We start from the raw sequence: 22514 nt of genomic DNA on the forward strand, positions 1-22514 counted from the left end.
CAATTTACTTTAGATTTTTCGCGAAGTAGGTGGCGGCCTTTTTTACGATTTCTAGCTCTTCTGCTTGCTCTGCCAACTGCCTCTTTAGCTTAGCGACTTCAACGGCCAATTCTTGTTCTCGTTGGCTAATACTAGAATTCTTCTTTGTGGCTTTTCGCCAACCGTAGATCTGAGATTCATGTAACGAGAGCTGTCTTGCGGCTGCAGCGACTCCCACTTTCTCTGCCAGCTTCAGGGTTTCTGCTTTAAATTCAGGAGAATGGATAATACGTTTCTTCTTACTTGTCATGGTTCACCTCATTAGTGATTGTACTCACTTAACTCAGTGTCCAAAACTGCTGGTGCGGATCATGTTTTATCAAGTACTTCACGCATTCGAATCAATCTCATCATGACCTCTGTATCTTGTTGTTGTAAAAGTAATGACTTCCTTGGATGCCAAGATATCTAGCCCCATAGGGAATCAAGTAGTCTCATACAATAAGGAACAACCACTGAGTTTATTTCAGATTAGAAGCTATACCACCACAGCCTACACTTGGGTGTTGCCTGCCTATTGAGCCCAACACATTGCTTTTACTTGAATCACTGTAATCAGCGTACACAGTAACGAACCTATCCACAGAGTGAGAGTGTATCCATTGAGTAAAGATGATGAATGAAGCTAAGTTACATCGTCCTGTCTAGACAGAATAGTATTGAATTGATTGTTACTGACATTGGTTAGTATCAGAGTCTTGAGGACTCTTCTTGGGTGAGTAGTTCTTTAGAAAAAGAAGAAAAGAAAAAGATTTATAATGTTGTCGCATTACATGCTCCTCTAAGCATTATAAATCCTACCCAGTCTTCTCTACTCACTTAATCCAGCAGACACAACTGAATCTCTTCAGTCATGCCTGCTAGGTAAGAGCATCATGCCGATGCAGACACTCTCTATACAATAGGGGGGAGATGAGTATTTTTTTATTTAGTCCAGTGTTCGAGTAAGCAAACGCCACCTAGCAGGACAGAAGAAAGATGAAATATCATATTTCATCGACTCTAGAACTTTGCATACCCATGCAACCTTTAGGTAAGCACCCACCGTATTAAACGTAAGTCAGAAATCAGGTGGTTACTTTTATCCTTAGTGGTTACGACTCATCAGCTACAAACACAACTAGAGTCGGTAATCTTCAATCTCAAAAACTAACTAAATACCAAACCACAAATCACACCATGACGAACTCATGGCCAAACTGCATAAAATCACAGGCTAAACCCCAAGCTAATTAAGGCATAACAAAGCAAATACACTCCTTTATCAGAACAATAAACCCACTTAAAAACCACTAAAAAACCACTAAAAAACCACTTTACTCACACTTAAAATTAAACTATTAATACTACATAGTCATACTAAAGTTGAGGCTCTATGAAACTCTCAAAAATTCCTGTTCAATACATAAAAACTACTGACATTAGAGAACTACGATATTTTTGGTGGCGTCTAACTGATGAAGGGAGAGATCCAAACGCACCTCCTGAACCAACTCACCCATCAGAATACAGAAAGCTATTGAATGAATATTTATCCAAGCAAAATGAGTCAGATGATGGTAAGGCAAAGAAAATCGTAAAAGAGTTAACTGATGATTTTGAAGCTTACCATTTAACAAATGAGCAGCTAGATTGGATTGATCCTAAAGATATTAGACTCTGCTACTGGGTATGGAGTTACTTGAGACATTCAGTTGAAAAGCTCGATGAAAATAGATCTCCTATTGAACAAAAGCTTCCCTACGCAATCCCCGGAGAGTGGCTTAATAGTGATGAGCAAATGATCTATGACACATTGGGTTTGAACTTCAATCCCAAAAACCATAAAAGTAGACATGAGAACGTCATTTGTTTTTTTGACTATTGGAATGCCAGTAATCACAAAAAAGTTGCGTTCATTGAAGAGCTTAAAAGGCTTTGGGAAAGTACGGTTCTGCCCGATGATTTGTCGTGGATAAACAAAGAAGACAAAGAAATAACTGACTGGTTTATCCGTTACATAAAAGACTCAGAGCTACCAACTCAATGGATACCAGAATTAAATTCGAGTGACGAACCCTATCATCGCTGTATCGCTATCATCGACTTCTACTGGTGCTTTGAAGATCCTCGTGCAAAAAAATACTTCATTGGTAAGCTGAAGAAAGCTTGGTATCAACAGAAACATCGCGCGAAAATGCAAAATGAAGCTCAGAAAGCATATAACTTTGTTATGGGTACAGAAATCGATGGTTTTCTCACAGCCCTAGCTCGTAAGGCAAAGATACCGAAAAATAGATTCTTAGAGCAGTTGCTCACTAAAGAATACGAGAAAAAATTTACCGATTGAGTATGTTCAGATCGGGGAAGAAAGGTATTCAAATGAAAGGTTGGTGATACGCCAAGTCTTAGAAATACTAACAATCCAACCTTCAAACGGACTTGGGGTGCTCTTAACCTTACAGTTTTCTATCTCAAGCTCAGCCCAACAAAGAAGCAACTCTAAGCTGGGCAATGACAGCTAACAATTTCTTGATAACTCGTCTAAGTAATCTGCCCACTCTTGCATTAGCTTTGTTCTTTCGGCTAAGTAAAGTGAACGATTGTAAGCTCTTGAAGTTGCGGAGCCTGTCAAGTGAGCTAGTTGAACCTCGATAACCTCTGAATTCCAACCTTTTTCATGTAAGATTGTGGAGGCACTACTCCTAAAGCCATGTGCTGACATTACATCTGCGGCATAGCCCAAGTCCCGCAAGCGATTGGTCAGGATATTCTTACTCATAGGCTTACTGCTATCTCTTTGATTTGGAAATACAAGCTCAGAGTAACCAGTGTACAACTTTACATCTTGTAATTGTTGGACAACTTGTTTTGACATCGGCACCAAGTGATCTCGACTGCGCTTCATCTCTTCCGCTGGAATCCTAATCAAGCACGCCTCAAAATCAATATACTCCCACTTCAAGTTTCTTATTTCCGTTGGCCTTAAAAAGACTCTAGGGATCAACTTGAGCGCCTCAACGCTGCAATAGTTACCAGTTGGTGTGGTATCAATATCCTTAATCAATTGACCAAGTTCACTAGGATTAATAATTGCTGCTCGATGTTGAACTTTGGGCAGGGGTTTTAATATATCACCAAGCGGTAAGCCCTGAGCGGGATTGCTTCGTGTTAGACGATGAGCTAATGCATAGCCAAACACCCTATTGATGACAGCAAGTATGTTAGGAGCTTTCTTAGGCGCACCAGCAGCCTCAATAGCTAACATGAGATCCGTGATGTGCCCAGCATCAATCTCATCAATATGAAGGTTACAGATACTTTTAGAGTCAACCATTAACCAACGCCTAACCCGCGCGGCATGATCCGTTGACCAAGAATCTTTTTGCTGCTCCCACCACTTTATAGCCACTGCTGAGAAAAGCTTATTTTGGTCAACACTCTTACTACGCTTCCTCTCCCTTCTCTCATCCATGGGATTAATACCGTTCACTAACGATGCTCTTGCTTCCGCTGCTAATTTCCGGGCTTCTTTGAGGGGGACGAAGGGGTACTTTCCTAGCGCCATCTCTTGGTACTTCGATGAGTACCTAAAACGAAAGCGCCAGAGTTTTGAACCGTTCTTTTTTATAAATAAAAACAATCCATTACCATCAGATCTCTTTACCTGAGACTGACCTTCAGGACACGATAAGCTATCTATTTCCTTTACTGTTAGTGGCATTCACAGCTCCCATGAGGGGTATTAAATGAGGGGTATTACCAAAATATACCACCAAATTTGAGAGTTAGGAAACATACGATACCCCGCATTACCCTCACGATTTTCATAGAACCAGCTATACACCCTTGGACTTTACTAGACGATAAATATTAAAAAAGCCCGTAAACAATGGGCTTACGAGCTCTTAATGGACTTTACTGGATTAAGTCAGGTCGCTTACATCATGCCGCCCATGCCACCCATACCGCCCATGCCACCCATATCAGGCATTGCAGGGCCAGAATCTTGTGGCTTATCAGTGATCATCGCTTCTGTTGTGATCATAAGACCAGCAACGGATGCTGCGAACTGAAGTGCAGAACGCGTTACCTTAGTTGGATCTAAGATACCCATAGCAATCATGTCGCCGTACTCACCCGTAGCAGCGTTGTAACCGTAGTTACCTTCGCCAGCACGAACGTTGTTAGCAACAACAGATTCTTCGTCGCCTGCGTTTTTAGTGATTTGACGAATAGGCGCTTCCATTGCACGTAGTGCAACACGGATACCTACGTTTTGCTCTTCGTTGTCACCTTCAAGGCCAGCAACTTTAGATGCAGCGCGGATAAGTGCAACACCACCACCAGCAACCACACCCTCTTCAACAGCAGCGCGAGTTGCGTGAAGTGCATCTTCAACGCGGTCTTTCTTCTCTTTCATCTCAACTTCAGTAGCAGCGCCAACTTTGATTACCGCAACACCGCCAGCTAACTTAGCTACGCGCTCTTGAAGTTTTTCTTTGTCGTAGTCAGACGTTGCATCTTCGATTTGTTGACGAATTTGAGAAACGCGACCTTTGATCATCTCTTCATTACCCGCACCATCGATGATGGTTGAGTTTTCTTTAGTGATCGTAATACGCTTAGCTTGACCTAGGTCTTCTAGCGTTACTTTTTCAAGGTCTAGGCCGATCTCTTCAGAGATAACCGTGCCGCCCGTTAGGATAGCGATGTCTTGCAGCATAGATTTACGACGGTCGCCGAAACCAGGTGCTTTAACCGCAGCCACTTTAACGATGCCACGCATGTTGTTCACAACAAGAGTAGCTAGCGCTTCGCCTTCGACATCTTCAGCTATGATAAGAAGTGGACGAGATGCCTTAGCAACTGCTTCTAGAGTCGGAAGAAGTTCACGGATGTTCGAAACTTTCTTGTCGATTAGAAGAATAAATGGGCTTTCTAGATCAACTGAACCGGCTTCTTGGTTATTGATGAAGTAAGGAGACAGGTAACCGCGGTCGAACTGCATACCTTCAACTACGTCTAGCTCATCTTGCAGAGCCTGACCTTCTTCAACCGTGATTACGCCATCACGACCTACTTTTTCCATCGCTTCAGCAATGATGTTACCTACTGTCGAATCAGAGTTCGCAGAGATAGTACCTACTTGCGCGATAGCTTTCGTGTCTGAACAAGGAACTGAAAGGTTCTTCAGCTCTTCAACAGCCGCGATAACCGCTTTGTCGATGCCGCGCTTAAGATCCATTGGGTTCATGCCAGCAGCAACCGCTTTTAGGCCTTCAGCGATAATAGACTGAGCCAATACTGTAGCTGTAGTTGTTCCGTCGCCCGCCGCGTCATTCGCTTGCGAAGCCACTTCTTTAACCATTTGTGCGCCCATGTTTTGGAACTTGTCTTCAAGTTCGATTTCACGTGCAACTGAAACACCATCTTTAGTGATAGTCGGTGCGCCAAATGATTTGTCTAGAACAACGTTACGGCCTTTAGGACCTAGCGTTACTTTTACTGCGTCAGCCAGAACGTTTACACCTTCTAGCATTTTAATACGTGCGTCGTTACCAAATTTAACGTCTTTAGCAGCCATCTTAATTTCCTTTAAAATTCTTTTTTAAATCAGTTCAATGTGTGGCGCGGATTACTCAACGATCGCCATGATGTCGTTTTCAGACATGATCAGAACTTCTTTGCCGTCGATCTTTTCAGTTTTAGTGCCGTAGCCTTCAGAAAAGATAACAGTATCGCCAACTTTAACGTCCAATGGTTGTACTGAACCATTTTCTAAAATGCGGCCTTTGCCAACAGCTAGAATAGTACCGCGCGTTGATTTTTCAGCGGCAGAACCAGTTAGAACGATGCCACCAGCAGATTTAGATTCAACTTCTTGGCGCTCAACGATAACTCGGTCGTGTAGAGGACGGATATTCATCGGTCGGATCTCCTGATAATTTCCATTTAATTTGATAGTTGCCACGATTGGCATGAGGTTTATCCAATATGTTGGGGCGATGTGGAAGATCCCAAGGGGGGAAAGGGGAAAATTGTGAGGAAACTCAAACAACAAATGTAGAAAGAAAAATGGCTAGTGAAAAACACTAGCCATTTGAAACTTAATCTTCTTTTCTAAACGCAAAGCGTATTAGAACTATCGCAACCCCAAGCATACCACCTAACAATGTTCCAAGAACAACTATCAAAGCACGTTTAGGTTTATCACGAGCGGCTGGCTGTTCAACATCACTTAGGTAACGAAATGCGTGAAAATCAACGGTTCGATCGATTTTAATACTGTCGAGCATATCTAACTGAGCCGTTATCTGGAGAAGACGAGGCTCTAAAACAGTGAGATTTTTTACAGACTCCAAAATCTTGATTTTTTCTTGCAAAGCTTTTGAGCCAAGTTCAATTGCATAAAAATCTCTTGCGTTACCACTTAAAAGAGGGGTATCTACACCTGCTGCTTTGGCAATTTTCAAGGCAGACTGCGCGCGCTCGATTTCAGCGAGCAACCTGTTTTTAGCCTTGCTTTCAAGAACTGTTTTTTGTTGGAGTAGCTCGTTACGCTCACCAAAAACGAGAGCTTCAAGGTGATCGAATACATCCTCACGAACTTGAAGCTCAGTGAAAGAAATATAAGAGCTTAATAAGTCAAAGCTGCTTTCTTTTGTTGTGGATTGAAAACTCAGAACATATGGTGCATCTTTGTTCTTCTTATCAGCTAGTGACGCAGAGACCCTTTCTAACCACGATATATAAAACTTACGTTCAGCATCTTCAGTTATTTCAGAAACATTCGCAAAGTGATTATCTTTAATATCTTTAAGTTCAGCACTTTGCTCTAAAAAATCTTGTTTATTATTGCTTGAGTTAAATAGATCAACAAACCGTTGAAATATGATCTGAGAATTAACTAAATAATCGAGTTCTTTACTACCAGAGGTTGAACCATTTGCTTGATAAATAGAGAAGGCAGGTTGAAATTGTTTGACCTGCTGCTGATACATTATTCTATCTTGAAGTTCAGCTTTTGTAATCTCGGCTTCAGAAGACCACCATTCTTGAGCCAGTAAAGCAAAACCAATAGCACTAGACGTAAATAAAGCCGTAACCAAAATAATTAAGAGCTTACCATCCCACAAAGCTTTAAAAAGCTCTCTAAGGTCGATCTCATCATTTGGAATGTACATCGGCGGATTTTGTTGGGTATACGACTGTGGTTGTGTGTGCTGCTTCACTGTAAATCTCTCAAAATATCGAAATTGATAACGGCAGAATCCTATCACACCGTATACCGTTAGTAATGTGTGAATTGTAAACTTTATGAAAGCGATCTTCAGACTATTCACAATTCACTGTACTCTACTCATATTCTAGTTCAAACGGCGTTTTACATGCAAGATAAGCATGGGCTTCTCACGGCCCCGATAGCACAGACTCTACGCACCATGACCATACCGACGATATTCGGCATGGTGGCGATCTTGATGTTTAACCTTGTCGATACCTTCTTTATCTCATTGCTCGGCACCCAAGCACTCGCAGCGGTAAGCTTTACTTTCCCTGTCACCTTCGCCATAAACTGCATTACCATGGGTATAGGCATTGGCTTGTCGACATGTATTGGAAGATTACTTGGCCAAGGCTGCGCGCAAAATGCAGCTCGTTTTACCTGCCACGGTTTATTGCTTGCGGTGCTGCTTGTTGGTTTTACATCAACACTAGGGCTTTTCACGCTAGAGCCTATGTTTACTCTGTTAGGAGCTGAACCTGAGTTACTGCCACTGATATCTGAATACATGTCGGTCTGGTATTTAGCGATACCGCTGCTTGTTATTCCGATGGCAGGCAACAGTGCCATACGAGCGAGTGGCGACACCAAAACACCCGCCAAGATCATGATGCTAGCCGGCCTTATTAACGGCATTCTCGACCCACTGCTGATCTTCGGTTACGGCCCTTTCCCTGAGCTAGGAATTCAAGGCGCAGCCATTGCTAGCGGATTCAGTTGGTTTGGTGCATTGTGTGGCTCACTGTATGTATTAACCATACGAGAAAAGCTGCTTGCTCCGCCCAAACTAAAAAACATCATCGATGACTGGAAACAGATCTTAACCATCGGCACACCCGCTGCACTTTCCAATGCCCTGAATCCACTTGCTGGCGCTATTATCATGATGATGTTAGCCAAACAAGGGACAGAAGCCGTGGCTGCTTATGGTGCTGCCCAGCGTATTGAATCCATTCTTATCATAGTGTTGATGTCCTTGACTTCAGCCCTTACGCCTTTCATGGCGCAGAACTTTGGCGCAAACAACCCTCAACGCAGCTTTAAGGCACTGTTCCTCAGTATGCGTTTTGCTGTGATGTTCCAAGGTTTGATTTTCTTAATGATGGTGCCCTTGAGTATTCCTTTAGCCGCCCTCTTTTCTCAAGAAGAATCCGTACGAGGCATCTTGTGGCACTACTTATTAGTTGTCCCGTTTAGCTACGGATTTCAAGGTATTGTGATGATGCTGATCAGCGCCATGAATGCGATGCACCAACCACTCAAAGCCTTTCAATGGAGCTTCATGCGTTTGTTTGTCTTTACCTTGCCTTTTGCGTGGATAGGCAGCCAAATTGATGGTGTCGAAGGACTGTTTATAGGCTTAGCTTTAGGGAACATTGTCGGCGGTGTTTCAGGGTATTGCTTTGCGCTTCGTGTTAGAGCTAAAGCTGATGCGAGATGCGAGTAATCGAGATGCGAAAAGATATAAGAGCAGATGCGAAATTCGAAGAGCTTGAGAACAGAAAGAGACTAGAAGAAGGAAGATGACATGGAAGACACCATTTACAACGCACTAGTATCCCGTATCTGCCCCTTATCATTACGTCATTCCCTACAGTGAGGTACGAGCGTGATAGGGAATCTCTCTTTATGTTGAACTCCGGATATAACAAGCAATACTAAACATAAGATTCCAGATACAAAAAAACGGCTACACTCGCGTGCAACCGTTCTAGTATTCGATGAAAGTTAAAACTATTTATCTAAAACAGTAATTACTTAACGATCACATCACCTGACATTTCAGCTGGGATATCAATACCAGATAGAGAAAGCATCGTTGGTGCAAGGTCAGACAGTTTACCGCCTTCTTTGAACTCAACGTCTTTGTTACCTACGTAGATTAGTGGCACTGGCAGGTTAGTGTGTGCTGTGTGGATGCCGCCCGTTTCTGGGTTAACCATCATTTCTGCGTTACCGTGGTCTGCAGTGATAAGCAGTTGGCCATCGGCTTCTTTGATTGCTTCAACCACTTTGCCAAGACATTCGTCTAGCGACTCTACCGCTTTAACTGCTGCATCGTAAACGCCAGTGTGGCCAACCATGTCACAGTTAGGGAAGTTACAAACGATAGCGTCGTATTTACCGCCTTTGATTGCGGCAACAAGCTTTTCAGTTAGCTCTGGCGCGCTCATTTCTGGCTGTAGGTCGTACGTTGCTACTTTTGGAGAAGCAACAAGTTGACGCTCTTCGCCTTCGAACTCGTCTTCTTTACCACCATTGAAGAAGAACGTCACGTGCGCGTATTTCTCTGTTTCAGAGATACGTAGCTGCGTTTTGCCTTCTTTCGATAGCCACTCACCGTAAGTGTTCTCTAGAGAAGCCGGTGGGAATGCACATAGAAGCGGGATGTCTGCTGCGTATTGAGTCAGCATCACGAAATCGATCGCTGGGAATACGTTACGAGCAAAACCATCGAAATCAGGAACGAATGCACGTGTAATTTCACGAGCACGGTCAGCACGGTAGTTCATGAAGATAACCGCATCGCCATCTACGATAGCTGCAGACTCTTCGCCTTCAGCTTTGATTTCAGTCGCTTTAACGAACTCATCGTTTTCGTCACGAGCGTAAGCCGCTTCTAGGCCAGCTACTGCAGTATCGAATGTGAACTCTGCTTTTGCTTGAGTCAGTAGGTCGTAAGATTCTTGAACGCGATCCCAGTTGTTATCACGGTCCATTGCGTAGTAACGACCAATAAGCGAAGCCACACGGCCTTTGCCTAGCTTAGCGAACAACGCTTGGAAGCGTGCAAGTGTGTTTTCTGCACTACGTGGCGGTGTATCACGGCCGTCTAGGAATGCGTGTAGGTAGATCTTCTCTGCGCCACGCTCTGCTGCCATTTCAACAGCCGCGTAGATATGATCTTCATGAGAGTGAACGCCACCTGGAGACATAAGGCCCATGATGTGAACCGCTTTCTCAGCTTTCACCGCTTTATCAATAGCATTTACTAGCGTTTCAGTTTGGCCAAACTCGCCATCTGAAATTGACTTAGTAATACGAGTAAGATCTTGGTATACCACGCGACCCGCACCGATGTTGGTGTGACCCACTTCAGAGTTACCCATTTGGCCATCAGGTAGGCCTACGTCTAAGCCAGAAGCTGAGATTAGCGTGTTAGGTTGGTTAGCAATAAGACCGTCTAATACAGGTGTATTAGCGTTCGCGATAGCGTTGTCTTGGTTGTCTTCACGGTAACCGTAACCGTCAAGGATCACTAGAGCCATTGGCTTCTTAGCTGACATAGGACTGACCTCGTTCAATTCAAAATAAATCGGTATAAAAACAAATTAGCGTAATTTTACTACAGTTTACAGTCAAAACTGTAGCGGAAGATCAAGAAAGACACTTATCTATGTAAATAGACGACACATAATCAGCCCCCAAGCAAGGGGCAAACTTATACACATAGTTCATACATTACTTCAGGATACTTTTATATATAAGACAAATATATTAGACTGCTGGTCAAACATACAACATATTCAGGCGAAATCGTGCTAATCCCACTCCTTGATCTATTTTTTCTATTTTTCTTTTCTCTTGCGACACTTTTCACCATGCGTAAGTTTGCTAAAAAAGTAGGTTTGGTCGATCAACCCAATGCTCGTAAACTTCATAATGGTGCCATCCCCTTAATAGGCGGCATTTCTATATGTATCTCCTTACTCTACTTCCTGCTTAACAACCCCGGGGTTTTACCAAATACCGAGCTTTATGCAGCATGTGTTGTCATACTTGTTGGTGTCGGCGCTCTAGATGATAAGTTCGACTTAAGCTTCAAGTTACGCTTCGCTATTCAAGCGGCTCTATCTGTCGCTATGATGGTCGTTGGGGGAATAGAACTAAATACGATTGGGGACATCTTAGGCTCAGGAGAAGTAGTAACGTTAGGCTGGTTTGGCTATTTGGTTACAATTCTGGCTGTAGTTGGTGCTATTAACGCCTTCAATATGGTCGATGGGATAGATGGGCTTTTAGGAGGGCTATCAATTGTAACGTTTGGTGGCTTAGGTGTAATGCTAAATTATGATGGTCAACATAATTTAGCATACATCTGCCTAGTTTTAGTAGTGATAATTACTCCATATATTCTACTAAACTTAGGAGCTTTCGGAAAAAAAAGAAAAGTGTTTATGGGCGACGCCGGAAGCATGCTCATTGGATTTACGGTAATTTGGTTATTGTTACTGTCGAGTCAAAACGGAACTGAGCCACCGTTACGTCCGGTAACAGCGCTATGGTTAATAGCTGTACCATTAATGGATATGGCTGCAATAATGATCCGTCGAATAAGAAGGGGAGACTCTCCTTTTAAACCTGACCGAGAGCATTTACATCATATATTTCAAAGATTGGGCCTATCATCAACACAAACACTTATAGTTATTTGTCTGATAGCAGCTCTATATGCTGGAATTGGAATCTACGCCGAGATGGTGAACATTGCAGAATATATAATGCTGTATACTTTTTTATTATGCTTTGTGATCTATTTAACCTTATTAAGTAATATATGGAAAATAACCTCGTATATTAGAAGATTCTACCCCTAAGATTAAGTGACTTCAAGTTTTGATTTTCGACAATAAAAAATGAGGTATTATTAAAAACAACATCGTTAAGTATGACAACGTTTAAAAATATCGGCTGTCAAAGCTTAGATTCATAACATTGAGAAGCAGCGTCTCATCGTTAAATAACGATCAGTATTTCCGTTCTAAATGGCCAAGATCAGAATATGATCTTGGCCAATTTTATGTATAAATAATTAATACTATCGTTATTCGACTAAAGATGATCTGCTAATCGATTACGTTACTTATTATAAAAATCACGATACCACTGAATAAACTCAGCCACACCTTCTTTAATACTTACCTTCGGAGTATAACCTGTTACTGCAAACAAATCTTGTGTCTCGGCATAGGTTTGGTAAACGTCACCAGGCTGCATTTCACGGAAGTTCTTCTTCGCTTCAATACCTAGCTCCTCTTCAATCGCCTTTACAAAATCCATCAAGCTAATCGGAGAACCGTGACCAATATTATAAACAGCATAAGGAGCAGAGCTAGTTGCAGGAGAGCCCAATTCTACCGTCCAAACATTATCACGCGTCGGCACCACATCAGCAATACGTACCACCCCCTCAACAATATCAATTACATGGGTAAAGTCACGCCACATATCACCATTGTTATTGATATCAATAGCATCGCCGTCAAGGATATTCTTAGTGAAAATAAATGGAGCCATATCAGGTCGCCCCCACGAGCCGTACACTGTAAAGAAACGTAGGCCTGTGGTTGGAATATCATATAGGTGGGAATAACTGTGTGCCATCAGCTCATTCGACTTCTTGGTCGCCGCGTATAAGGAAACGGGGTGGTCAACCGAGTCAGACGTGGCAAACGGTGTTTTTGCATTTAGGCCGTAAACAGAGCTTGAAGACGCATAAACTAAATGCTCCACTTCATTATGACGACACCCTTCAAGAATGTTCAAGTGACCCACTAAGTTTGAATCAGCGTAGGCATGTGGGTTTTCGATGGAATAACGCACCCCCGCTTGTGCCGCTAAGTGGATCACTCTATCAAATTGCTCAGTTTCAAATAAGTTCGCCACCCCATCACGGTCGGCAATATCGAGTTGAACTAGTTTAAAATTGACATGCTCAATACGAGCCAGACGCGATTCTTTCAACGCCACATCGTAGTAATCGTTGAGGCTATCAACACCAACAACTTGACAGCCTTTGGCCGTTAGTTGCTCAACTACAGCGCTGCCGATAAAGCCCGCAGCGCCGGTTACCAAATACTTCATTATTTTCTTCCTTAATCTGAACCAAACAGATCACGCGTGTACACTTTGTCCTTTACATCAGCCAGTTCTAGAGCCATACGGTTTGAGACAATGACGTCACACCCTGACTTAAACAGCTCGAAATCAGTTAATACTAATGAATTAAAGAACTCTTTTTCTTTGAGCTCAGGTTCAAACACCACAACTTCAATACCTTTTGCCTTGAGCCGCTTCATAATGCCTTGGATACTAGAAGCGCGGAAATTATCGGAACCTGACTTCATAACCAATCGGTAAATACCGACACGTCTTGGGTTTCTTTTGAGAATCGAGTCGGCAATGAAATCTTTTCGTGTGGTATTAGAATCGACAATCGCACCAATTATATTATTTGGAACATCAGAGTAGTTGGCGCGCAGTTGCTTAGTATCTTTGGGTAAGCAGTAACCACCATAACCAAATGAAGGGTTGTTATAATGAGAACCAATACGAGGGTCTAAACTTACCCCATCGATAATTTGACGCGTATCCAAGCCGTGCGATTCGGCGTAAGTATCTAGCTCATTAAAGTAAGCAACTCGCAGTGCCAAATAGGTATTAGAGAACAGTTTTACCGCTTCGGCTTCTGTAGAGTCGGTATACAAGGTTTCAACGTCTTTTTTAACTGCACCTTCTAACAACAAATTTGCAAAAATTTGTGCACGTTCAGAGCGTTCACCGACCACTATTCGAGATGGATGTAGGTTGTCGTATAAGGCTTTACCTTCACGTAAAAACTCAGGAGAAAACATGAGATTCTCACACTCTAACTCTTGCTTAATTCGCGCAGTATAACCCACAGGTACGGTAGATTTAATCACCATAACCGCATTTGGGTTCATTGCCATCACGTCTTTAATCACCGCTTCGACCGATGAAGTATTAAAGTAGTTAGTCTCTACGTCATAATCTGTCGGTGTCGCGATAATCACGTAATCCGCGTTAGAATAAGCTAATTCTTTATCGAGTGTCGCGATGAAGTTTAATGCCTTGTTCGCCAAAAAATCTTCGATTTCAGTATCAACGATAGGAGACAACTGATTGTTCAGTAGCCTCACTTTCTCTTCGATAATATCAACTGCGACGACTTCATGATGTTGTGATAACAGCATCGCATTTGATAACCCTACATAACCTGTACCAGCAATTGCAATTTTCATAATAAACCGAGCTTTAGCTTTAATTGACCAAAAAACAATCAACTCTCTACTGAGATAATAAATAACATTCAATAAGAATATAGGATAAAGTTAATAAAGCTTATTCCTATAAGAAAGTAAAAAAGAGCACTAATGAACAGGATCTGGTTTTGACACTTAGCAAAACCCTTGAAATTTTATTATAACTCATCACACGAGCTTAATCTCTCCCATCCAACCACATACGTAACATAAACGAAAGCTAACGAAACATCCTATAAGCATACTTAATTGCGAAAGTCGGCATCATATTAAAAACCAACCGTAAAGAAACCTTTAATAGATTAACAAAAGAAACTTTCTTCAACTTAATCATATATTTGAACCTAATCGTAAATTCACTCCACGCTTTAGAAAAACCGCGTCGTCTATTCAAGGTTTGATCATTAATTTTAAAATCAAGTAAGACCTGACCAATATTAGCAAATTTATAGCCTCTAACGAGCAGCAAAAACCAAAATGCCATATCCTCACTTAACATTGTATCAGTTGGATAACGGTTGCCGTCTAGAAAAACCTTAGTACGAAACATTACGGTAGGATGTATAAAAGGACATCGAGTAATACTGTAGTTTTCTAAGTCGTCATGTTGTTTAGGTACACATTTTACAGTCAAAGCATATGCAGAGCCAAACTCCCGGCAATAAGTGCCACACACATGGATATCTTTATTTTCTTCAAAAAACTCGACTTGAGTTTCAATTCTATCATTATAAGATAAATCGTCACTATCCATCCTTGCTACATATTCGTAATTACCTTTAACAACATGATCAATCAATCGATTTAGGCCTACAGCAAGTCCTACATTTGATTCACTTTCAACACATTTAACATTATCAATAACACTAAACTGATTAATAACATGTTGCATTTCTTCAGAAACAACTCCGTCTCTAAATATAAAAACATCACATGGTAGTGTTTGCTCTAATATACTAAATACAGCATTTTCAAAGTCTCTTATAGCATCATTTTTATAGACAGAAAGAATTACAGCTACTTTCATCACGATCTCCTTTCCACTTTTGCTCGTTTGAAATCATAAAGGTAAAATAACGAACGTATGACTAAAAGGTAAAAGAACACATATATATACTGAGTTAATGAAAATGATATAAAAATCACTACAAGCACCAGGTAATATAACACTCTAAACTCATTTAAAGAAGACCTTAACCGATTAAAAAATACGAATTTAAACCTCACTTCAGAAGATCGCTCGATTAAATTAATCAAAGGAAAGCTAAAAATAGTATACAATACAACATCAGGACCTAATATAAAAACAATAGGCATTGAGTATCTAAGAAAAACGAGGAAAAAATGTAGGATTAGATTTATCCGACTCCGAACAATATTATATACAAAAAAAACCAAACCAATTAAAAAAATATAAAATATAGATTCATACCCTAACGCAACCCAACCAGAAATCAAAGCAACACAAATTCTAACTGATAGAATCGACGTAATATTACACTCACAATACTTCATCAATTGTGTTGTTAATCTGATCGTAGGGTTCTGTTCCCTCTTTACCGTAAAGACATCATTGTAAATATAACCTATCTCATAAATAGAGTAACAACAAAGCACAATCAATATTAAGTTTGCTATTTCTAAACCACTGCATTGCTCATAATTTAAAACAAATAAAAACTGAGATAATATGTATATTAGAATCCATGATATGAGCTTCGTAATTGACTTCAAACGAGTAAAATAAAAATAACAAAACGGGATATATAATGAAAGCCTACTCGTATTCAATAACATCACTTACACCATTTCTTTTCCAAAATAAAGCATCTTCTAAGCAATCTTTCTTGTAAACTGCAATAAATTTATCGCATAACTCTAAGCAAGGTCTATCTGTTCTATTATCTGTTATAAATGTTATTTTTGCCTCTTTGAAACAGTCATTAATAACACTTTTCTTATCGAAAAGTAAATCACGTTCAAAAAAACCACTCACGCAATAAACACCATCAATTTCTCTAACTTGTAATGTTGATGAATAGTAGCCATTAACTAAAAACTTCCTTGCGGCCACTTTAACGATAATGTCAATAGATGCAGATATGAAGTAGATCTCATCATACTCTTCCCTTATAGATTCTAGCTTATTCTTAACTTGGTCTATCAACTCAATGGTTTCAAGAAACTCGCTAGCTCTAGCTTCTAAATTACTAAAGCTCTCGCCTCTAAGTAAATAAACGCAAGAATATCTAAAAATATCTTTTCCAAAAAATGAAAGATATATTTTACAAAAACATCGAAAAGGAACACTCCTAAATATATACTTGTATACAAACCGTTTATAACCCGACAAATAATAACTTAAAAAATCAAATGTCGTATTGGATTTATAAAACGTCCCGCATAAATCTAACAAGAGGACCTTGTTCATAATCTTGTCAATTCCTTTAGTGTTTCATTCATATCAAACCTTAACGCTTCCTTTCTTATTTTTCTACAATCTGGTAACAGAGTCTTATCGCTAGCAAACCTTAATATTATATCACAAGCATCATGATAACTGTTAATTAAACTCCCAGTATATCCCTCATGAATCGTTTCAATTACCCCACCTTTGTTATAACCAATCGTATATAAGCCTGATAGTTGAGCTTCAATATAACTAAGAGGTAGAGCTTCATCATATCTTGATAACAATAAATATAAATCAGACTCAGAGTAAATTTTGTTTAGTTGACTTCTTGAGCATGACCCTTTGAATATCACATTATCTTTTATAGACGAATTAGCCACCATACGCTTTAATTTATCTATATAATCACCGTCCCCGCAGACTATCCACCTAATAGAAGTATTTTTCCCTATTGCAGAATTCATGACATAGAACTTTTCTTTATAGCCTTTCATTAGAGTTATTCTACTAGCACTAACCACGTTAAAATATGAACTGTTGTTTATATTTCTTCCTTCAATATCAAAAAGGCTTGCATTAACTCCGGCATAAATAATTTTCGACTTTTCAGAAATTGGTAGAGAAGTATGTTTCAAAAATTTATCTTTAATAAATTTGCCAACAAATACAATATTTTTAGATTTTATACAAGCTTTTTGGTGCCATGACTTGAAGTTAAACACCCTTCTACCGATATTTGCAACTCGATCCAAATAAATGTTTTCAATCTCTAAACCGTGAATTATGACCGATGTTTTATCATAATCACTCCGACTAAAGATCAAGGAAGAGCTAATTGTAGGAGCACACTCATTTAATATAATTTCATCATACTCTTTGAGGTCGATATTGTTTTTAAAGTACTTTTTATACGATAAGAACCAAAAGTATGGCATTGTTTTTACTTGATGTATCTTTACTCCAAATGAATTTTGAATACTTTGTTGTTCTCTTGTAATTACAGTTACATCATAGTTATTATCTGAATACCACTGTGATATTTGAAAACCAACCGTACCAACCCCCCCTAAATATGGAGGCCATTCGTGACTAAATATTAAGATTTTTCTCATAGGTTACTCATGCGTTTTTTAAACCTTCCAACAAAAACATAGCCCAAATAATGAACAGTTAAAAGAAAAATAAAGATAGGAAGTGATGTTGCAAAAAGAACTAAAAAGCCATCAATAACAATTAGTTTTGAAATGATATGAGTTACGTCATATTCTATCGCAACAAATAAGATAATCATGGAGATTAGGTTAATTAAAAAAAACACTTCTATGTTACTCTTAATTATTTCCTTATTGCTTTTATAGCACATTACATTTAAAACTAAACTTTTTAACATTGATGTTAAAAATAAATAGAAAAAACCAGACTCTATATTTACCGAGTTATATAAAACAATAGCCGATGGAATTAACGGTATAATAGAGCTCAAAGAAAATGCATAGAATTTCCGCTCTAAAACTATAACAGGAGACAAACTATAATTGAACCCAGACACTACAAATGACAACAATATTAAATAAATATAGTCATAAAGCTCACCATGCTGACCTTTAAAAACATATTCTATAATAGGCTGCTTAAATATATACATCGATATTAATATCGATTGAAACATTACAACATGAAAAGCAAGTAATTTTCTATCATAATATGGCTTGTTGCATTTCATGCTGTTATTAACCCAAATACTTTCATATCTCGAGGGTATAGATATCGCACTAAATGCCAAATAGCTAAAGCCAGAGATAAACGCAAACGATCCTATGCTTTGATAACCATAATCTAACTGAACAAAAACAAGAATAACAAAACTATGTGTAGCAAAAAAACTTAAAGCGTCGCCAATAAATACATCTTTATATCCAATAATGATATTATAGTCTTTCTTTAGTGGAAAGTTACGCCATATTTTCAACGATTCTTCTCTTGCTTTTATTGAAATTACTGATATTAAAACATTTACACACTCGATTGTAATTATTATTAACAGTACAGTGTCTATATCAATTTTCAAAAAAAACAACGATGAAAACTTCAATAAGTTAGACAAAAACCTCAATGTGAATATAGTTTTTAGATATCCTAAATAAAGCAGAATATTATCATAAAATAATGATGACAGACCGACTATTATTAAGTAACAATATAGAACTTCTAAATTCTCTAGATTATTATCATAAAAGGAATAACACACAAAAAATAGTGAGATAGATAATATTTTGAAGGCTACAACCCTACTTATAATTATAAGTTTTAACCTGCTTGATTTTGGTAAAACTCTTTGACAATATGTAGTAATACCGAACCCTGTCATTACTGTACTTAAAGCCAATATAGATGTAATATGAGTGTACTGACCAAATAATTCCGAGCCAAATGTGGTTGATAGCTTTAAGGTGAATAGTGCACCTAGGACTAAGTTTGCTACATTTCCTACATAGTGATAAATAAATGATATCAATTTTTATTCCTAAATAAAGAGACCAAAGCTAATATAAACAATGGATGCATATAGGACAATTTTGTTAGAGTTATACATATGTAATCAGTTTTATTTTTCACAAAAAAAAATGACAACAAGTACAAGCCAAGGCCAATAACCCCCAATTTGATAAAGAGTAAAATCCCCAATCCTAAATCATTTATTGAAGCCAATCTTAGCTCGCCTAAGCCATCACCAGAACTAAGGATAAACAGTTCATTTTCTAATGAAAACAAACCAGGCCCTATAAGTAACAGGTCAGTTTCTCTGTTCAAGATATAATTAACAAGTTCGATTCTCATCAATAATGTAGGGCTATTAAAAATCAATATCAGCTGTTCATAAAAAAACAACACACTAACAATTACAACAAAGGCCCCAAGGATAAGACAACCATATAGTTTAAATGATGATATAGAATTTTTTAACTTAGAAAACAGATAAATCGTACCAAACACTACAGCTGCACTAGAAAAAGTTAGAAAAATACTAGAAACAGCTAACCATCTAATTTTATTACAAACAGTCTCGGACGTTAATTCGTATGTCAATAACAACACAATTATACACCCTGCGTAAGTAGATGGTTCAATATAGCCACCTGAAGCTCGATATTTTAACGGGCCCAATTGAGATAAGTACGTCATATATCTACTCTCTTCACCTGTGAAAAACTTCACATAGTCTATAAAGTAGCCGGATACATACACAGATACGAATTGAATGTAAAATAAAAACAAATGACAGAGTATAACAACAAATAGAGACTTCGATATCAACTCCGAATTAAACCTAATCATGTTATTTACGATCAAAGAAAAAAAGAAGTATAGTGAAAAATTCAATATATAACTTAATATGAAATTTTCATTATCTTCCTGTAACCAAGTTTCGTATACATAACTATAAATAAATCTTGTTATTGATATGAACATTAGAAAAATGACAATAGCTACTATTCTTATATCGACATTTAATTCATTTTTTTTTAAAATAAAAAATGACAACAAAATAAAAAGAACAACGCCTAACCTTTGTACATTCCCGGACAGGCTTACCAATGAGATAAAGAATATAGACAGCGTCAAGGTTACTAAAATAAAAATTTCACTGGACTTATTCATATTTTCTCATTCTTTTATAAATAATATAAATCAGTGGCGTGATCGTTCTAAAAACCACAAGCAATCTAACCAAGTTAGCCAAAACACTTAACGATGTGTCTTTATTGCTAACTACAATGTAACAAACCATAACTAAATCAAAATAAGTTGGTCTTTTTTTCTTATAAGAACTATACCGTATAAATCTATTTACATATTTATTCCTTACAGTATTTTTACTTAACTTTTGGTCTACTGAATGCTTTATAGATGCCATATCACCACTAATTCTATAAAGAAGTAATGGTTCGTTCAAGTTAGCAAAGTCACCATATTCGGATAATTTAAACCAAAGATCATAATCTTGACTTCTTCGTAATGTAACTTCATATCTAATTGAGTGTTCCCTAAAATACTTAGCTCTAACGATAACTGAAGGGTGAGCAAAACAAGATCCGTAAATTAACGCATTTTTAATGCTTCGATTGTCTTCCTTAATCCATTTAATCCTATCTTTTATCGGATTGTTATTGCTATCTATATGCTGTATGTTTGTGCCACATACAGCCACATTTTTGTGCTGCTCCATATAGGATACTTGTTTCTCTATCCTGTTGCTTAGAGAAATATCATCAGCATCCATCCTTGCTATATATTTACCTGCTGCTTCCTCAATTGCACGATTTAAGCTTCCGGCTAACCCCATGTTTTCGTCATTTTTAATAATACGTAATCTTGAGTCTTTATAGGAGTTAATTATACTTAAGCTATTATCTACTGAGCAATCATCTACGATTATAAACTCAAAGTTTTCATATGACTGTTCGATTATGCTGTCAATTGAGTATTTTAAATATTTTTCACAATTATAAACAGCCATCACAATACTGATTAGTGGCAGGTTACTTAACGGTATTTCATTTCGAAATGATGTCTTCATAATTGTTTTTTTCCACCTTGCTCACACATTTGAGGCTATAGTTTTCCATTATTTTATTATTAGCATTTTTAGCCAATTCCTTAGCATCATTAATATTCAAATTCTTAGCTTTAATTAACGAATTTTGTATCGATTGAGATGACACATCGTTTGCTAATACTGCATGTTTCTGGTCCTTTATAATGCTAGATATACCAGGCACCTTTGTAGCAACAATTAAACTACCTACAGCCATCGCTTCCAATAATATTTTGGGGGTCCCTTCGTAATGTGAACACAGGGCAAAATATTTATATTCAGTTAAGGTTTCGGCAACGAGATTATTATCCAGTTTTTTATTAAATTTTGCATCGATCCCGTTTGATTTAGAGAAATCAATTAGTTCACTTTCTAACTCTCCATGTCCATATAAATCAATCCCTAATGATGCCCCTTTGCAAGCCTCTAAAAGTGAGAATAGATTCTTTTGATCATTGTACCTGCCAACATATACAACTCTATCTATTCGACTTTCTTCATATTCGCAATATTGGAATTTATCCGTATCGATATAATTAGGCAACCAAACTACTTTCGAATTATTTTTTTTTAAAATTTTCCATTCATTAACATCTCTAACACTTGCACAAGCACATATGTCAGCATAATTTACTGCTATCTTTTCAATGTTCTTCCAAAAAAAACACTGTAGGTGTTTTTTTTGCCTTTCTAAAAAGTACGTTAATGAATATCCTGTTCTTAAATAAATTGTTTTTTTATATAAAAGCTTTGAAATCAATACGGGTATGCAAGAGCTTAATTGATTAGTCTTAAGAACATCTAGCTTCTTTATTTCTTTATTATAAATAATTGGCATTGCTAGTTGATATATACGACGCCCAACTTTATTATCAAAAGCCTTTGGCATTGGGTGGACAACTATATTATCACCACATACACCTTCTTTTTTTAACTTATCGTAATAATACCTATCACAGCTTCCATACGTGAAAACATGTAATTCTTTAATGCTTTTATCTGCAATCAACTTTTTATATATATCAAACTCTCTATATGCTAACCCTGTAGCATACCATTGCTGTAATGATGTACACTTACTAAACATTAATCCGACGTTATAGCTCATAGTCACCTGCTTTGAATTAATATAAA

Annotated in this window: 17 protein-coding genes and 1 pseudogene; 3 read left to right on the forward strand and 15 right to left on the reverse strand. The window is 38.3% G+C overall.

All coding sequences use genetic code 11. From position 1 onward, the window contains the following. Positions 1 to 289: pseudogene (locus tag ACED53_RS17860) on the reverse strand (transposase); the annotation flags it as partial. A gap of 1125 nt (positions 290 to 1414) precedes the next feature. Between ACED53_RS17860 and ACED53_RS17865 the strand changes: the two are divergent. After that, complete coding sequence (locus ACED53_RS17865) at positions 1415 to 2368, forward strand: hypothetical protein (protein WP_017100601.1); 954 nt, start codon at positions 1415 to 1417, stop codon at positions 2366 to 2368. 171 nt (positions 2369 to 2539) lie between these two features. Here ACED53_RS17865 and ACED53_RS17870 read toward each other — a convergent pair whose 3' ends face one another. The 4 genes from ACED53_RS17870 to ACED53_RS17885 form a co-directional block, all read right to left on the reverse strand. Further along, complete coding sequence (locus tag ACED53_RS17870) at positions 2540 to 3742, reverse strand: tyrosine-type recombinase/integrase (RefSeq protein ID WP_017100602.1); 1203 nt, start codon at positions 3740 to 3742, stop codon at positions 2540 to 2542. A gap of 216 nt (positions 3743 to 3958) precedes the next feature. Then, the gene (gene groL, locus ACED53_RS17875; RefSeq protein WP_017081617.1) at positions 3959 to 5605 is read right to left on the reverse strand and encodes a chaperonin GroEL; all 1647 of its coding nucleotides are present in this window, start codon (positions 5603 to 5605) and stop codon (positions 3959 to 3961) included. A 51-nt stretch (positions 5606 to 5656) separates the two neighbouring features. Then, positions 5657 to 5947, reverse strand: a complete 291-nt coding sequence (locus tag ACED53_RS17880; protein WP_004733324.1) for a co-chaperone GroES — start codon at positions 5945 to 5947, stop codon at positions 5657 to 5659. 181 nt (positions 5948 to 6128) lie between these two features. Further along, on the reverse strand, positions 6129 to 7253 hold the full coding sequence (locus tag ACED53_RS17885) for an LPS O-antigen chain length determinant protein WzzB (protein WP_017100604.1): 1125 nt from the start codon (positions 7251 to 7253) through the stop codon (positions 6129 to 6131). Positions 7254 to 7409: 156 nt separating this feature from the next. Here ACED53_RS17885 and ACED53_RS17890 point away from each other — a divergent pair, with 156 nt between their 5' ends. Further along, complete coding sequence (locus ACED53_RS17890) at positions 7410 to 8753, forward strand: MATE family efflux transporter (protein WP_029225436.1); 1344 nt, start codon at positions 7410 to 7412, stop codon at positions 8751 to 8753. A gap of 307 nt (positions 8754 to 9060) precedes the next feature. On the opposite strand, the gene gpmM is transcribed toward ACED53_RS17890, so the two are convergent. After that, positions 9061 to 10593: a 2,3-bisphosphoglycerate-independent phosphoglycerate mutase gene (gpmM, locus tag ACED53_RS17895; protein WP_017100606.1), complete on the reverse strand. Its 1533-nt coding sequence runs from the start codon at positions 10591 to 10593 to the stop codon at positions 9061 to 9063. Positions 10594 to 10845: 252 nt separating this feature from the next. Between gpmM and wecA the strand changes: the two genes are divergently transcribed. Beyond that, positions 10846 to 11904 carry a UDP-N-acetylglucosamine--undecaprenyl-phosphate N-acetylglucosaminephosphotransferase gene (wecA, locus tag ACED53_RS17900; RefSeq protein WP_017100607.1) on the forward strand — a complete coding sequence of 353 codons (1059 nt, stop codon included), beginning with the start codon at positions 10846 to 10848 and terminating at the stop codon, positions 11902 to 11904. Positions 11905 to 12166: 262 nt separating this feature from the next. Here wecA and ACED53_RS17905 read toward each other — a convergent pair whose 3' ends face one another. The 9 genes from ACED53_RS17905 to ACED53_RS17945 all read right to left on the reverse strand — a co-directional run bounded on the left by ACED53_RS17905 (position 12167) and on the right by ACED53_RS17945 (position 22488). Next, on the reverse strand, positions 12167 to 13171 hold the full coding sequence (locus tag ACED53_RS17905; protein WP_017100608.1) for an NAD-dependent epimerase: 1005 nt from the start codon (positions 13169 to 13171) through the stop codon (positions 12167 to 12169). A gap of 11 nt (positions 13172 to 13182) precedes the next feature. After that, positions 13183 to 14349, reverse strand: coding sequence for a nucleotide sugar dehydrogenase (locus tag ACED53_RS17910; protein WP_017100609.1), 1167 nt, complete (start codon positions 14347 to 14349; stop codon positions 13183 to 13185). 241 nt (positions 14350 to 14590) lie between these two features. Next, the gene (locus ACED53_RS17915) at positions 14591 to 15397 is read right to left on the reverse strand and encodes a glycosyltransferase (RefSeq protein ID WP_017100610.1); all 807 of its coding nucleotides are present in this window, start codon (positions 15395 to 15397) and stop codon (positions 14591 to 14593) included. A gap of 750 nt (positions 15398 to 16147) precedes the next feature. Then, the gene (locus tag ACED53_RS17920; RefSeq protein WP_017100611.1) at positions 16148 to 16801 is read right to left on the reverse strand and encodes a haloacid dehalogenase-like hydrolase; all 654 of its coding nucleotides are present in this window, start codon (positions 16799 to 16801) and stop codon (positions 16148 to 16150) included. Continuing rightward, positions 16798 to 17895 carry a glycosyltransferase family 4 protein gene (locus ACED53_RS17925; protein WP_017100612.1) on the reverse strand — a complete coding sequence of 366 codons (1098 nt, stop codon included), beginning with the start codon at positions 17893 to 17895 and terminating at the stop codon, positions 16798 to 16800. Before ACED53_RS17925 ends, ACED53_RS17920 begins: the two co-directional genes overlap by 4 nt. Then, a complete protein-coding gene (locus tag ACED53_RS17930) occupies positions 17892 to 18851 on the reverse strand; it encodes a hypothetical protein (RefSeq protein WP_133153717.1) in 960 nt (319 codons plus the stop codon). Before ACED53_RS17930 ends, ACED53_RS17925 begins: the two co-directional genes overlap by 4 nt. A 443-nt stretch (positions 18852 to 19294) precedes the next feature. Next, positions 19295 to 19966, reverse strand: a complete 672-nt coding sequence (locus ACED53_RS17935) for a hypothetical protein (RefSeq protein WP_133153718.1) — start codon at positions 19964 to 19966, stop codon at positions 19295 to 19297. A gap of 469 nt (positions 19967 to 20435) precedes the next feature. After that, positions 20436 to 21362: a glycosyltransferase family 2 protein gene (locus ACED53_RS17940; RefSeq protein ID WP_017100615.1), complete on the reverse strand. Its 927-nt coding sequence runs from the start codon at positions 21360 to 21362 to the stop codon at positions 20436 to 20438. After that, positions 21340 to 22488, reverse strand: a complete 1149-nt coding sequence (locus ACED53_RS17945) for a glycosyltransferase (protein ID WP_371715280.1) — start codon at positions 22486 to 22488, stop codon at positions 21340 to 21342. Before ACED53_RS17945 ends, ACED53_RS17940 begins: the two co-directional genes overlap by 23 nt. Between the last annotated feature and the right edge of the window lie 26 nt (positions 22489 to 22514).

The sequence above is a fragment of the Vibrio sp. 1F169 genome (assembly GCF_041439605.1).
Classification (GTDB): Bacteria; Pseudomonadota; Gammaproteobacteria; order Enterobacterales; family Vibrionaceae; genus Vibrio; species Vibrio tasmaniensis_A.